The organism is Bradyrhizobium sp. 33ap4 (assembly GCF_032654765.1).
Taxonomy (GTDB): Bacteria; Pseudomonadota; Alphaproteobacteria; order Rhizobiales; family Xanthobacteraceae; genus Bradyrhizobium; species Bradyrhizobium australafricanum.
Window position 1 is genome coordinate 1 of record NZ_JAUMTJ010000070.1, and the last position, 14,565, is coordinate 14,565.

At 65.2% G+C, this 14,565-nt stretch carries 8 protein-coding genes and 3 pseudogenes; 5 read left to right on the plus strand and 6 right to left on the minus strand.

Annotation, left to right across the window (positions count from 1 at the left end):
* Positions 1–219: 219 nt before the first annotated feature.
* Complete coding sequence (locus Q2M23_RS36770) at positions 220–618, minus strand: MAPEG family protein (RefSeq protein WP_016842609.1); 399 nt, start codon at positions 616–618, stop codon at positions 220–222.
* A gap of 113 nt (positions 619–731) precedes the next feature.
* Here Q2M23_RS36770 and hemH point away from each other — a divergent pair, with 113 nt between their 5' ends.
* The 3 genes and pseudogenes from hemH to Q2M23_RS36785 all read left to right on the plus strand — a co-directional run bounded on the left by hemH (position 732) and on the right by Q2M23_RS36785 (position 3,459).
* Positions 732–1,769, plus strand: a complete 1,038-nt coding sequence (gene hemH / locus Q2M23_RS36775; RefSeq protein ID WP_316398652.1) for a ferrochelatase — start codon at positions 732–734, stop codon at positions 1,767–1,769.
* Positions 1,770–1,966: 197 nt separating this feature from the next.
* Positions 1,967–2,971: pseudogene (locus Q2M23_RS36780) on the plus strand (SPFH domain-containing protein).
* Positions 2,972–3,012: 41 nt separating this feature from the next.
* Entirely contained in the window at positions 3,013–3,459 is a 447-nt protein-coding gene (locus Q2M23_RS36785) for an NfeD family protein (RefSeq protein WP_057016243.1), read from the plus strand.
* A gap of 189 nt (positions 3,460–3,648) precedes the next feature.
* Here Q2M23_RS36785 and Q2M23_RS36790 read toward each other — a convergent pair whose 3' ends face one another.
* The gene (locus Q2M23_RS36790) at positions 3,649–3,984 is read right to left on the minus strand and encodes a helix-turn-helix domain-containing protein (RefSeq protein ID WP_316398653.1); all 336 of its coding nucleotides are present in this window, start codon (positions 3,982–3,984) and stop codon (positions 3,649–3,651) included.
* Between the two features lie 87 nt (positions 3,985–4,071).
* Between Q2M23_RS36790 and Q2M23_RS36795 the strand changes: the two genes are divergently transcribed.
* Positions 4,072–4,611, plus strand: coding sequence for a carboxymuconolactone decarboxylase family protein (locus Q2M23_RS36795; protein ID WP_316398654.1), 540 nt, complete (start codon positions 4,072–4,074; stop codon positions 4,609–4,611).
* Positions 4,612–4,711: 100 nt separating this feature from the next.
* On the opposite strand, the gene Q2M23_RS36800 is transcribed toward Q2M23_RS36795, so the two are convergent.
* Positions 4,712–5,719: an SIS domain-containing protein gene (locus tag Q2M23_RS36800; protein ID WP_057016246.1), complete on the minus strand. Its 1,008-nt coding sequence runs from the start codon at positions 5,717–5,719 to the stop codon at positions 4,712–4,714.
* Positions 5,720–5,979: 260 nt separating this feature from the next.
* On the opposite strand from Q2M23_RS36800, the gene Q2M23_RS36805 reads away from it, so the two are divergent.
* The gene (locus Q2M23_RS36805) at positions 5,980–7,668 is read left to right on the plus strand and encodes an outer membrane beta-barrel protein (protein WP_316398655.1); all 1,689 of its coding nucleotides are present in this window, start codon (positions 5,980–5,982) and stop codon (positions 7,666–7,668) included.
* 176 nt (positions 7,669–7,844) lie between these two features.
* Here the strand turns inward: Q2M23_RS36805 and Q2M23_RS44200 are convergent.
* From Q2M23_RS44200 to gltB, 3 genes and pseudogenes are all read right to left on the minus strand, one after another.
* A pseudogene (locus Q2M23_RS44200) lies at positions 7,845–8,309 on the minus strand (FAD-dependent oxidoreductase); the annotation flags it as partial.
* Between the two features lie 80 nt (positions 8,310–8,389).
* Positions 8,390–9,286: pseudogene (locus Q2M23_RS44205) on the minus strand (glutamate synthase subunit beta); the annotation flags it as partial.
* Between the two features lie 134 nt (positions 9,287–9,420).
* Positions 9,421–14,157, minus strand: coding sequence for a glutamate synthase large subunit (gltB, locus tag Q2M23_RS36815; protein ID WP_229192682.1), 4,737 nt, complete (start codon positions 14,155–14,157; stop codon positions 9,421–9,423).
* Positions 14,158–14,565 lie beyond the last annotated feature (408 nt).

The window sequence follows — 14,565 nt, forward strand, 5'->3', positions numbered from 1 at the left end:
CAGCCGTCGGAAATCAACCATCTCACCTGACCAGATGGAGCTCCACTATGCCTGAATTTCCCCGGACACCCCTGCGCTTGCGGGGAGAGGTCGAAATTCGCGTGCGCGAATTTCGGGTGAGGGGGAGTCTCCGCACGCTCGCTTCCATCGAATTTGCGGAGACGGCCCCTCACCCCAGCCCTCTCCCCGTAAGAACGGGGAGAGGGAGAAGAAACAGGCTCAACTCGTCAGATAGCCCCTGATCGCCGGCAGCAGGAAGATCGCGATGTTGATCGCGAAACCGATGCTCCAGAGGATCGAGCGCAGCGTCGGGCGATTGCCGATATAGGTGAAGACGTAGGCGATCCGCACGATCAGGAACAGCACGGCGAGCTCGTCGATCAGTCGCAGCGGGCCGACGCGGAATTCGGCGAGCAGCACGGCGAAGGCGAAGAACGGGAAGGCCTCGATGCCGTTCTGGTGCGCGCCGAGCGCCCGCGAGCGGATCGGGTCGTCGTAGAAGTCGGGATCGCGCGGCCTGGCATTGTCGAAGCTGCGGAAGCCGGTCCACTTCACCGACACGATCGTCAGCAACGAGAGCATCAGCGTCCCGAAGACGCACCATTCGGCGATCGTCATGGTTCCCCCTTATTCCGCAGGGAACGTAGCCAACCCGCACTCGGCTTGACAAGGTTGGAGCAACGCGCGAAGCCCAAAGCTCCCAGGCGAAGGATATCAAGCGCAAGGCCATCATGAGCACGGTGATCCCCTTCGAGAGCGCGAAGTCTGCCGCGGCGCCGAAGCCGGAACGCGTCGGCGTGCTGCTGGTCAATCTCGGCACGCCCGATACGGCGGATGCCGCCGGCGTGCGGGTCTATCTCAAGGAATTCCTGTCCGATCCGCGGGTGATCGAGGATCAGGGCCTGCTCTGGAAGCTGATCCTCAACGGCATCATCCTGCGGGTCCGTCCGGCCCGCAAGGCGCGCGACTATCTGAAGATCTGGAACACCGAGAAGAACGAGTCGCCGCTGAAGACCATCACGCGCTCGCAGGCCGACAAGCTGGCGGAGGCGATCGCCGATCACGATCACGTCGTGGTCGACTGGGCGATGCGCTACGGCAACCCCTCGATCAAGGAGCGCATCGAGGCGCTCGCGGCGCAGGGCTGCGGCCGGCTGCTGGTGGTGCCGCTCTATCCGCAATATTCCGCCGCGACGTCGGCGACCGTCTGCGACGAGGCGTTTCGCGTGCTGGCCGGCATGCGCGCGCAGCCGATCCTGCGGGTGACGCCGCCTTACTACGACGATCCCGACTACGTCGAGGCGCTTGCGGTCTCGATCAATGCGCACCTCGCGACATTGCCGTTCCAGCCCGAGATCATCGTCGCCTCGTTCCACGGCATGCCGAAGGAGTATGTCGACAAGGGCGATCCGTATCAGGCGCAATGCATCGCCACGACCAATGCGCTGCGCAAGCGGCTCGGGCTCGATGCCGACAAGCTGATCCTCACCTTCCAGTCACGCTTCGGCAAGGCCGAGTGGCTGCAGCCCTATACCGACAAGACGGTCGAGAAGCTGGCCAGGGACGGCGTGCGGCGCATTGCCGTGGTCACGCCCGGCTTCTCCGCCGATTGCCTGGAGACCCTAGAGGAGATCGCGCAGGAGAATGCCGAGATCTTCCGGCACAATGGCGGCGAGCAGTTTGCGGCAATCCCCTGCCTCAACGACAGCGACGGCGGCATGGACGTGATCCGCCAGCTCGTGCTGCGCGAGCTGCAAGGTTGGATCTAACAAGGCTGGATTTAACAAGGCTGGATCTGATTGTTAACGATCCGTGACACCGGGCACGGGCATTCGTTGGCATCTGGTCATCCGACAGCAGCTTCCTATGTGCTAGGGAGAACAACAGCCGGCTGAACCGGCGGAGCGGTCCTGCCGACCAATGCACGCCGTGACTGGCGACGGTCTCGCCGGCCCTGGAGGACTTTATGACTGGCTTCGACGTTTTCGCGATCGCGTTTGTTCTTCTCGTCATCGTTACGCTGTTCGCCGGGATCAAGACCGTTCCGCAGGGTTTTGACTGGACCATCGAGCGGTTCGGCAAATACACCCGCACGCTGTCGCCCGGCCTCAATTTGATCGTGCCCTATTTCGATCGCATCGGGCGCAAGATCAACATGATGGAGCAGGTGATCGACATCCCCGAGCAGGAGGTGATCACCAAGGACAACGCCACCGTGACGGTGGACGGTGTCGCGTTCTACCAGGTGTTCGATGCCGCCAAGGCGAGCTACGAGGTCGCCAATCTCAACCAGGCGATCACCGTCCTGACCATGACCAATATCCGCTCGGTGATGGGCTCGATGGATCTCGATCAGGTGCTGTCGCATCGCGACGAGATCAACGAGCGGCTGCTGCGCGTGGTCGACGCCGCGGTGTCGCCCTGGGGCGTCAAGGTCAACCGCATCGAGATCAAGGACATCGTGCCGCCGGCCGACCTCGTCGAGGCGATGGGCCGGCAGATGAAGGCCGAGCGCGTCAAGCGCGCCGACATTTTGCAGGCCGAGGGCCAGCGGCAATCCGAAATCCTGCGCGCCGAGGGCGCCAAGCAGGGTCAGATCCTGCAGGCCGAGGGCCGCCGCGAGGCCGCCTTCCGCGACGCCGAGGCGCGCGAACGGCTTGCCGAGGCCGAGGCCAAGGCGACCCAGATGGTGTCGGAATCGATCGCCAAGGGCGACGTCGCCGCGCTGAACTATTTCATCGCCGACAAGTAGATCAAGGCGTTCGGCCAACTCGCGGAATCGCCGAACCAGAAGGTCTTGATGCTGCCGATCGAAACCTCGAGTGTGCTGGGCTCGCTGGCCGGCATCGGCGAGATCGCCCGGGCTACCTTCGGCGAGAGTGCGGCGTCCGCTACGGCCGCAGCACGGCGCGGCGGCTCGGTGCCGCCGGCCGGCCCGACGGCGCCGCCTCCGGTGCCGCCGCAGCGGTAAGGGCGTGACGGCGTCGCGCCCGCAATGGTAGAGGTCACGTCATGGCCGAGATGTTTTCGACATTGGGTACCTGGAACTGGCTGATCTTCGGCTTCATCCTGATGGCGCTGGAGCTTGTGGCGCCCGGGGTGTTCCTGTTCTGGCTCGGGCTCGCGGCACTGCTGGTCGGCCTGCTGTCGTTCGCCTTCACGCCGTCCTGGCAGATACAGCTCTTGATGTTCGCAGTGTTCGCCGCCCTGGCGGTGCCGGCATGGCGGCATTTCGCGAAGGGCGCGACGGCGGCAAGCAAGACCAATCCCTTCCTCAACCGCCGCAACGAAGCCCTGGTCGGCCGCGAATTCACGCTGGAGAAGCCGATCGTTGACGGATCAGGCACGGTGCGGATCGACGATACGGTGTGGCGCGTCGCCGGCCCCGATGCGCCGGCCGGCAGCCGGGTGAAGGTCGTCCGCGCCGACGGCGCCAGCCTGACGGTGGCGATCGCTTAGTCTGGCCTGAGCCATCGACGACGACTCGGCCCCGAGCGTCCGATGCTGCTTCGGGCGAGTAATCCGTAGCCCGGGTGAGCCAACGGGTCGCGCGCATGCGCGCCCGATGACAGGCTCCGTGATACCCGGGGAAACCGGGCCCGCATGTCGCTCCGCTCATGCGGGCTACACACTGACGGCCGCCGAGGTCTAGCTGCCGCCCTGCTTGCTCCAGCGCTCGGCGAAGCGGTTGAGCGGCGTGAATGTCGCAAATAACTCGCGGCCGAGCGTGGTGAGGCCGTAACCATCCTCCGATAGTTCAACGAACCCGGCCTCGCGGAGCTCGGTCAATCGCGTCTGCAGGATCGTCGGCGAGGCCTCGTCGCAGGCGGTGCGCAGCGCGCGCGAGGTCAGCGCGCCCTCGCGCAGCTCCCAGATGATGCGCAAGGTCCAGCGCCGTCCCAAGAGATCGAGCAGCGCCATGATCGGGCGGCCGGACCGCGAGCCGCGGACGCCGGGTCTTGTGACTGGGCCCTGCTTCGGCATGTCGCGAATTCCTTTCGAATCCCTCTTGCGATCCGCTACAGATATTGTAGCGTGTTGCTACATTAAATGTAGCAACTGGATCCGGCCATGTCACGCCTCGCGCCGCTCGATCCGCCTTATCCGGCGGACGTTCAACAGCATTTCGATCGCATCATGCGCGGCAAGCCGCCGCTGGTGCTGTTCCGCATGTTGGCCGGCCATCCGCGTGCCTGGGAGAAGTTTCGCGGTGGCAGCCTGTTGGACCGCGGGCCGCTTCCCTTGCGGGCGCGGGAGATCGTGATCGACCGCACCTGCGCACTCAATGCCTGCGAATATGAATGGGGCGTCCACGTCACGGCGTTCGGCGCGGCCGCCGAACTGACGGAGCAGCAGGTCCACGCCACCGTGCGCGGTGCGGCCGATGCCGGCTGCTGGTCGCAGGCCGAACAGGCAATGATCACGGCAGTCGACGCGCTGCATGCCCGCGCGACATTGAGTGAGGAGGAATTCGCGGCGCTGTCGGCGCATTACGATGAGGACCAGATCCTGGAGATCATCCTGTTGTGCGGCTTCTACCGCACGGTCTCCTACCTCGCCAACGCGCTGGCCCTGCCGCTGGAGGAAACCGCGGCAAGATTTCCAGCATAGTTGTCATTGCGAGGAGCAAAGCGACGAAGCAATCCATGTCTCCGCGCGAGGAGAGATGGATTGCTTCGCTTCGCTCGCAATGACGGAAGAAAGCGCGGCTCTACGCCACGCCCGCGCGCAGCAGATCGTGCAGATGGATGATGCCGACCGGCTTCTTGGCGTCGGTCACGATCAGCGTCGTGATCTTCGAGGCGTTGAGCAGTTCCAGCACTTCGCCGGCCAGCGTGTCGCGGCTGATCGTCTTCGGCGTCCTCGTCATGACCTCGTCGACCGACAGCGTCAAAAGGTCGGGGCGCATCTGCCGGCGCAGATCGCCGTCGGTGACGATGCCGACGAGATGGCCGTGGCGGTCGACGATGCCGACGCAGCCAAAACCCTTGGAGGTCATCTCGACCAGCGCATCCGACATCTTGGTGCCGAGCGGCTTCAGCGGCAGCGCGTCGCCGCCATGCATCAGGTCGCGGGCATATTTCAGGAGCGCGCCGAGCTTGCCGCCCGGATGCAGCACGCTGAAATCGGTCGAGGTGAAGCCGCGGCCCTCGAGCAGCGCGATCGCCAGCGCATCGCCGAGCGCCAGCATCATCAGCGAGGACGTGGTGGGCGCCAGATTGTGCGGGCAGGCCTCGCGGGCCTTCGGCAGCGTCAGCTGCACGTCGGCGGCCTTGCTCAGCGTCGAGTCCTTGTCGGCCGTCATCGCGATCAGCGGAATGCCGAAGCGGGCGGCATAGGCGATCAGGTTGCGCATCTCCGGCTGCTCGCCGGACCATGACAGCGCCAGGATCACGTCATCGATCGTGATCATGCCGAGATCGCCATGGCTCGCTTCCGCGGCGTGCACGAAGAACGCCGGCGTGCCGGTCGAGGCAAAGGTCGCGGCGATCTTGCGCCCGATATGGCCGGACTTGCCGAGCCCGGTGACGATCAGCCGTCCCTTGGCATTGCCGATCAACTCGGACGCGGCCGCGAACGGCGCGCCGAGGTCGGACTTCAGTGCCGCGGAGAGGGCTGCGACGCCGCTTGCTTCGGCATCGAGGGTGCGGAGCGCCGATTGAACGGCGCCGTCATCGGGGCCGGATGATTTGGTCATCAGCGGTTTCGGTTTGGCCATTTAGGATTCCAAGGGAGGGTTTTGCACCCGGGCGTCTCCCTTAGCACGTTCGATTCCGCGATGCGACGCGCGGCGGCCGATCCTCAACGGCTCATTAACCATAATTGTTTTAACTCCATTAACGACGTTTTCCGCCGCCCGGTGGAGTTCGTCCGACAAGTATGTGAATTCGTTGGAGTTTTTCCATCGTGTTGCGGCGGCCAGCAAGCGGCCAAGACCGGCGTGGACGCCTCGTCCGCGCGGTTTTGCCATGCCCTGCCGTGACCGTCCTGGCGCTGACCGTGACCACCGGGTTCGCCGCGGCCCAGACCGTGACGCCCGATCTGTTCAGCCCCAATCGCCAGAGCCAGGTGATCACGCAGGATTCGCCGCTGCGCCGGACCACGGCCGACGCCATGGATCCGCTCAACGGCCTGAGGCTGCCCGACGCCGATCGCGAACGCCGTTCCTCCTCGTCTTCATCGACATCAACATCGACGACGCGGATCGGGCAGGTCCCGACCTACGGGCTCCCCGCGGCGAACGGCGCCTCGACGTCGGGCTATGACTCGCTCAACCGCAAACGCCAGAAGCCGAAATACTACCCGGGCCAGGCCAAACCGAAGCCGCCGGCCGGACCGGGCTCGCCGCAGCCGACGTCGCCGCCATTGAACGCCACGGGACAACTGCGGCTGTCGATCCCTCCCTCGGAGACCGCCAACAAGACGCCGCTGCCGCCGGCGATGGCCGGTACCATCGTCGGCCAGCCGCCGCGCAAGCGGCTCAGGATCGACGACGATCCGTTCGGCGCGGTCGGCGATTATGCCGGCTCGTTCATGGTCAAGACCGCGGTCGAGGTGATGGCCGGCTACGACACCAACCCCGGTCGGCTCTACTCGCCGCAGGGCAGGGCGTTCTACATGGTCGCGCCGGAATTCCTCGCGGTCTCCGACTGGGAGCGTCACGCCGTCGTCGCCGATTTGCGCGGCTCCTTCAACGGCTATGGCTCCGGGCTGACGCCGAACGCCGACGGCACGCCGCTGTCGGCGCCGCTCGACATCGACCGTCCGAACTTCACCGGCCATATCGACGGCCGTCTCGACGTCACCAAGGACACGCATCTGCTGGGGCAGGCCCGCCTGCTGGTCTCGACCGACAATCCCGGCAGCCCGAACGTGCAGGCCGGCCTCGCCAGATATCCGATCTACACCACGGTCGGCGGCACCTTCGGCATCGACCAGCATTTCAACCGCATGCAGGTTTCGCTCGGCGGCACCGTCGACCGCACCGACTACCAATGGTCGAAGCTCACCGACGGCACCTCTTCGTCGAACGACGACCGCAACTTCACCCAATACGGCGGCGTCGGCCGCGTCAGCTATGAGCTCAATCCAGCCGTGAAGCCCTTTGTCGAAGTCGAGGGCGACAGCCGCTTCCACGATCTCTATCTCGACCGCAACGGTTACGCGCGCAATTCATCGGGCGGTTATGCCAAGGTCGGTACGTCGTTCGAGTTCACCCGGCTGTTGTTCGGTGAGATCTCGATCGGCTATGCGATGCGCGACTATGTCGACCCGCGGCTTAGCCGACTCGAAGGCCTGCTCACAACGGCCTCGCTGACCTGGACCGCGACGCCGCTGACCACGGCCAAATTCTATTCCGACACCCAGATCGGCGAGACCACGCTGCCCGGCACCTCGGGCGTGCTGTCGCGCACCTACACCGTCGAGGTCGACCACGACTTCCGCCGCTGGCTGACCGGCATCGGCAAGTTCACCTACGGCACGCTCGACTACCAGGGCGACAACCGCAACGACACGATCTACTCGGTGTCAGGCGACCTGATCTACAAGATGACCCGCAGCCTCTGGATCAAGGGCACGCTGCGCCGCGACTGGCTGGATTCCAACCAGCCGGGACAGAGCTCGGCGTCGACGGTGGTGATGCTCGGCGTGCGGGTGCAGAACTAGCGGCGAGGGTGCGCAAGTCGCATCTCAAATGAGGTGTCGTGCCTCGCGAACGCGGGGCACGCAGTATGCCGCGGCTTCTCCGTTGTTCTCTGACGTCTCTGGAATACTGGATCGCCCGCTTTCGCAGGCGATGACAGTTCAGTGTGTGGAGATAGCTTGCCGAAACCGCCGAGGGCTCACCCCGGCAGATCGGTCTTCCCCATCAGGAAGGTGTCGATCGAGCGCGCGCACAGGCGGCCTTCTCGGATCGCCCAGACCACCAGCGACTGGCCGCGGCGCATGTCGCCGGCGGAGAAGATCTTCGCGCGCGAGGTCTGGTAGTCGTGCAGAGAGGCGCGGACGTTGCCGCGCTGATCGAGCTCGACGCCCAGCGTCTTGAGCAGGCCCTCGTGCACCGGATGGACGAAGCCCATCGCCAGCAGCACGAGCTCGGCGTCGAGCGTGAACTCGGTGCCGGGCAGCGGCTTGAACTTATCGTCGACCTTGACGCAATGCAGCTTCGTCACCTTGCCGTCGACGCCTTCGAACTTGGTCGTCAGCACGGCGAATTCGCGCACCGCGCCTTCGGCCTGGCTCGACGACGTGCGCATCTTCAGCGGCCAGTTCGGCCAGGTCACGCCCTTGTTCTCGTGCTCGGGCGGCAAGTCGGAGGCCAAGCGGTCTTAGGAAGACAACTATAACACTCAACTCCTTGGCTCACAGAACGACATGGCTACGATCCGACTTGCTTGCCGCCGGCGAGGATGTCGGCGGCACCGTTCAGCGGCTCGCCGGAGACGCGGCGGTTCTGCTGCGGCAGGAAGTCCATCGCGAAGTGGATGCCGGAAAGCTCGCGGCCGGGAATCGGCAGGTCGCGCGGGGCTTCCGCGCCGCCGGTCAGCGCCACGGCGTCATACTGCTTGGCGAGCTCCTGCGGATCGATCGCGCCGGGCGTCGAGCCGCCCACGGCCTTGCCGTAATGGAAGGTGACGCCCTCGGCTTCCATCTGCGCCACGCGGCGATCGATGATGCCCTTCTCCATCTTGAAGTCGGGAATGCCGTAGCGCAGCAGGCCGCCGGCCTTGGCGAACTTCTCGTAGACGTGCACCTCGTGGCCGGCGCGCGCGAGCTGCTGCGCGGCGGCCATGCCGGCGGGACCCGAGCCGATCACGGCGACCTTCTTGCCAGTCTTAACGGCAGCGATCTCCGGCTTCAGCCAGCCATTGTCCCAGGCGCGGTCGACGATCGCGCATTCGATGGTCTTGATGGTGACCGGGTTGTCGTCGATGTTGAGCGTGCAGGACGCCTCGCACGGCGCCGGGCAGATGCGGCCGGTGAATTCGGGGAAATTGTTGGTCGAGTGCAGGTTGCGCGAGGCTTCTTCCCAGTTGCCCTGATAGACGAGATCGTTGAAATCGGGGATCTGGTTGTTGACCGGGCAGCCCGGCGTGCCCGGCGCGGTCGAGCCGGTGCCGTGGCAATAGGGGATGCCGCAATTCATGCAGCGCGCAGCCTGGTCGCGCGTGTCCTTCTCGCTCAGCGGAATGACGAATTCCCTGAAGTTCTTGAGTCGATCGGCGACCGGCTCGTACTTGCGGTCATGCCGCTCGATCTCGAGAAAACCTGTGATCTTACCCATTGAAACCCGATGCCCCTGCATCTCAGTTGTTCCGTCATTCCGGGTTCGCGCCTTGCGCGCCCCGGAATCTTGAAGTTGCCTTGCGAGATTCCGGGTTCGCGCCTTGCGCGCCCCGGAATGACGCGTGATGAACCCTACGCGCCGATCGCGATCTTCGGCTCGGCGTCGGCGTTCGCCTTCATTTCCTTCAGCGCGCGGCGGTACTCGACCGGCATCACCTTGCGGAATTTCGGCAGCCAGCTCTTCCAGTCGGCGAGGATCTCCGCCGCCTTCTTCGAACCCGTCAGCTTGGCGTGACGCGTGATCAGGACGTGCAGCCGCTCCACGTCGGAGTCGAGCAGGTTCTGGAACACGTCGACCCGGCCATGCGCCTCGAGATCGCCGGAGTGGTGGTAGGTGTCGGCGTTGATCATCTCCTCCGACAGCACCGGCTCGAGTTCGACCATCGAAAGATTGCACAGCTTGTCGAAGTCGCCGGCCTCGTCCAGCACATAGGCGATGCCGCCGGACATGCCGGCCGCGAAGTTGCGTCCGGTCTTGCCGAGCACCACGACGATGCCGCCGGTCATGTATTCGCAGCAATGATCGCCGGCGCCCTCGACGACCGCGACCGCGCCGGAGTTGCGCACCGCGAAGCGCTCGCCGGCGATGCCGCGGAAGTAGCACTCGCCCGCGATCGCGCCGTACATCACGGTGTTGCCGACGATGATCGACTCTTCCGGCACAATGCCGGAGATCTTCGGCGGCTTGACGATGATGCAGCCGCCCGAGAGGCCCTTGCCGACATAGTCGTTGCCTTCACCCTCGAGCTCGAAGGTGACGCCCTTGGCGAGCCAGGCGCCGAACGCCTGTCCCGCCGTGCCCTTCAGGCCGACATGGATGGTGTCGAGCGGCAGGCCGGCATGGCCGTAGATCTTGGCCACCGCGCCCGACAGCATCGCGCCGGCGGAACGGTCGGTGTTGTTGATCTCTTCCTCGATCTTGACCGGGGCGCCGCGATCGAGCGCGGCCTGCGCCCTCTCGATCAGCCGGCGGTCGAGCACGGCTTCCAGATGGTGGTTCTGGCTCTCCGAGTGATAGATCGTCTGGCCCTTCTCCTCCTTCTGCCGCACGAACAGCTTGGAGAAATCGAGGCCCTTGGCCTTCCAGTGCGAGACCAGCGCGGTCTGGTCCAGCATCTGGACCTGGCCGACCATCTCGTCGAACGTCTTGTAGCCGAGCTGCGCCATGATCTCGCGGACTTCCTCGGCGACGAAGAAGAAGTAGTTGATGACGTGCTCGGGCTGGCCGGTGAAGCGCTTGCGCAGCACCGGATCCTGGGTCGCGACGCCGACCGGGCAGGTGTTGAGGTGGCACTTGCGCATCATGATGCAGCCCGCCGCGATCAGGGGGGCGGTGGCGAAGCCGAACTCGTCGGCCCCGAGCAGCGCGCCGATCACGACGTCACGGCCGGTGCGGAAGCCGCCGTCGACCTGAACCGCGATGCGGCTGCGCAGCTGCTGGCGCACCAGCGTCTGATGGGTCTCGGCAAGACCGATCTCCCACGGCGAGCCGGCATGCTTGATCGAGGTCAGCGGCGAGGCACCGGTGCCGCCCTCGAAGCCCGCGATGGTGACATGGTCGGCGCGCGCCTTGGCGACGCCGGCGGCAACCGTGCCGACGCCGACCTCGGACACCAGCTTCACCGAGACCTGGCCGTCCGGATTGACGTTCTTGAGGTCGTAGATCAGCTGGGCGAGGTCTTCGATCGAGTAGATGTCGTGATGCGGCGGCGGCGAGATCAAGCCGACGCCCGGCGTCGAATGCCGGACGCGGGCAATCGTCGCGTCGACCTTGTGGCCGGGCAACTGGCCGCCTTCGCCGGGCTTGGCGCCCTGCGCCATCTTGATCTGCATCATGTCAGAGTTGACGAGGTATTCCGTCGTCACGCCGAACCGGCCCGAGGCGACCTGCTTGATCGCCGAGCGCATCGAGTCGCCGTTGGGCATCGGCTTGAAGCGGTCGGACTCCTCGCCGCCTTCGCCGGTGTTCGACTTGCCGCCGATCCGGTTCATCGCGATCGCGAGCGTGGTGTGCGCCTCGCGCGAGATCGAGCCGAACGACATCGCGCCGGTCGAGAACCGCTTGACGATGTCCTTGGCCGGCTCGACGTCCTCGAGCTTGACCGGCTTGCGCTTGTCGTCCTCGGCGCTCTTGATCCGGAACAGGCCGCGCAGCGTCAAGAGACGCTCGGACTGCTCGTTGAGGATCTTGGCGAACGCCCGGTAGCGCTCCTGCGAATTGCCACGCACGGCATGCTGCAGCGTCGAGACCGATTCCGCGGTCCAGGCGTGGTCCTCGCCACGGGTGCGGTAGGCATATTCGCCGCCGACATCGAGCGCGCTTTTGTAGATCTGGCCGTCGCCGAACGCGTCGGTATGACGCCGCACGGTCTCCTCGGCGATTTCGCCGAGGCCGACGCCCTCGATTCGGGTGTGGGTGCCGGCGAAATACTTGGCGACGAAGTCGGCCTTCAGGCCGACCGCGTCGAAGATCTGCGCGCCGCAATAGGACTGGTAGGTCGAGATGCCCATCTTGGACATCACCTTGAGCAGGCCCTTGCCGATCGACTTGATGTAGCGCTTGACGATCTCGTAGTCGTCGAGCGCGCCGGGCAGCCGGTCCTTCATCGCGAGGATGGTTTCGAACGCGAGATAGGGGTTGATCGCTTCGGCGCCGTAGCCGGCGAGGCAGGCGAAGTGATGCACCTCGCGCGGCTCACCGGATTCCACGACGAGGCCGACCGAGGTGCGCAGGCCGGTGCGGATCAGGTGATGATGCACGGCGGCGCAGGCCAGCAGCGACGGGATCGGAATCCGGTCGGTGCCGGTCATGCGGTCCGACAGGATGATGATGTTGATGCCCTCGCGCACTGCGCCCTCGGCGCGCGCGCAGAGCTCGTCGAGCACCTGCTCCATGCCCGCAGCGCCGAACCCGGCGTGGAAGGTGGTGTCGAGCGTGCGCGACTTGAAGTGGGTCTCGGCGACGTCGGAGATCGAGCGGATCTTTTCCAGATCGGCGTCGGTCAGGATCGGCTGCCGCACCTCGAGGCGCTTGGTCGAGGCGACGCCCTGCAGGTCGAACAGGTTCGGCCGCGGCCCGATGATCGAGACGAGGCTCATGACGATTTCCTCGCGGATCGGATCGATCGGCGGGTTCGTCACCTGCGCGAAGTTCTGCTTGAAGTAGGTGAACAGCTGCTTCGGCCTGTCCGACAGCGCCGAGATCGGCGTGTCGTTGCCCATCGAGCCGGCGGCTTCCTCGCCGGTGGCGGCCATCGGCGTCATCAGGATCGCGATGTCTTCCTGGCTGTAGCCGAACGCCTGCTGCCGATCGAGCAGCGGCAGGTTGGAGCGCACGCCCTTGGCCGGCGCATCCGGCAGTTCCTCGAGCTGGATCTGGGTGCGATGCAGCCAGTCGCTGTAGGGATGGCTCTTGGCGAGGTCGGCCTTGATCTCGTCGTCGGGAATCAGGCGGCCCTGCTCGAGGTCGACGAGCAGCATCTTGCCGGGCTGCAGCCGCCACTTGGTGACGATCTGGTCCTCAGGAATCTTCAGCACGCCCATTTCGGACGCCATCACAATGCGGTCGTCCTTGGTGACGAGATAGCGCGCCGGGCGCAGGCCGTTGCGATCGAGCGTCGCGCCGATCTTGCGGCCGTCGGTGAAGGCGATCGCGGCCGGGCCGTCCCACGGCTCCATCAGCGCGGCATGATATTCGTAGAACGCGCGGCGCTGCTCATCCATCAGGGGATTGCCGGCCCACGCTTCCGGAATCATCATCATCACGGCGTGCGGCAGCGAGTAGCCGCCCTGCACCAGGAATTCGAGCGCGTTGTCGAAGCAGGCGGTGTCGCTCTGGCCCTCATAGGAGATCGGCCACAGGCGGCTGATGTCCTTGCCGTAGAGCTCCGAATGCACGGAAGCCTGTCGCGCCGCCATCCAGTTGACGTTGCCGCGCAGCGTGTTGATTTCGCCGTTATGGGCGATCATCCGGTAGGGATGCGCCAGCGACCAGGTCGGGAAGGTGTTGGTCGAGAAGCGTTGATGCACCAGCGCCAGCGCGCTGTCGAAGTCGGCCTCATGCAGGTCGGGATAGTACTTGCCGAGCTGGTCGGCGAGGAACATGCCCTTGTAGATCACGGTGCGGCACGACAGCGAGCACGGATAGTAGCCCGCCATGCCGCGGTCGCGGCGCTGATAGATCGCCTGCGAGATCGACTTGCGCAGGATGTAGAGGTGGCGCTCGAAATCGTCCTCGGTCTTGGCCGCACCATTGCGGCCGATGAAGACCTGCATGTGGTAGGGCTCGGTCGGCTTCACGGTGACGCCGAGCGATGAATTGTCGCTGGGCACGTCGCGCCAGCCGAGCAGCTTGAAGCCCTCGTTCTTGATCTCGTCGGCGATGATGCTCTTGATCACGTTCCGCCACGCGGCATCGCGCGGCATGAACAGCGCGCCGATGGCGTATTCGCCGGGCTGCGGCAGCTTGAAGCCGAGCTCCGCGGTCTTGCGCGCGAAGAAGGCGTGCGGGATCTGCACCAGGATGCCGGCGCCGTCACCGGCGCGCGGGTCGGCGCCGACGGCGCCGCGATGCTCGAGGTTGCACAGGATGTTCAGCGCGTCGGAGACGATCTGGTGCGACTTCTGGCCCTTGATGTTGGCGATGAAGCCGACGCCGCAGGAGTCTTTTTCCAGGCTGGGATCGTACAGGCCCTCGGCTTCGGGGCGCCAAGTATGCAACTCACGCGCGGGCTCGGCGGCTTTCGAGTCCGCGGTCGCCGACAGCGTTCCTGCCACGATGTTTTCGCGCTCGAATTCCGACCCGCTCATGTGTCCTCTCCCTTTCGTAAGGGCCCCACCGTATTTGGCGCACCTTGGACGTTGCGGCACCCACCGGGCCACCGCTCGTCCGCCGCGAGCCGCATTTTCCTAAATTCAGACGACGGGCGTTTCAACGTCCCCTGAGGAACGGCCCTGCCTGCAGCATTCTCGGAGCTCGGGGCGCCGAGGTCTCGTTGCAATCCCTATGCCGGGATGGCCTCGAAATTGAGACAGCTCTACTGTCCTAACTTAGACCTTGCCAAATTTTTGTCTATCACACAAGCGCGAGGAAGTCCTCGCCCGCATGCTCGGATCGAACGGCTCGACGGGCATGTGGCGCCCCCGATTCGAAGCAAACACGCCGTGATCTGGCCCAAGGAGGGACCAAGGACCGCCGAATTTGAAACTGAAGTTTTG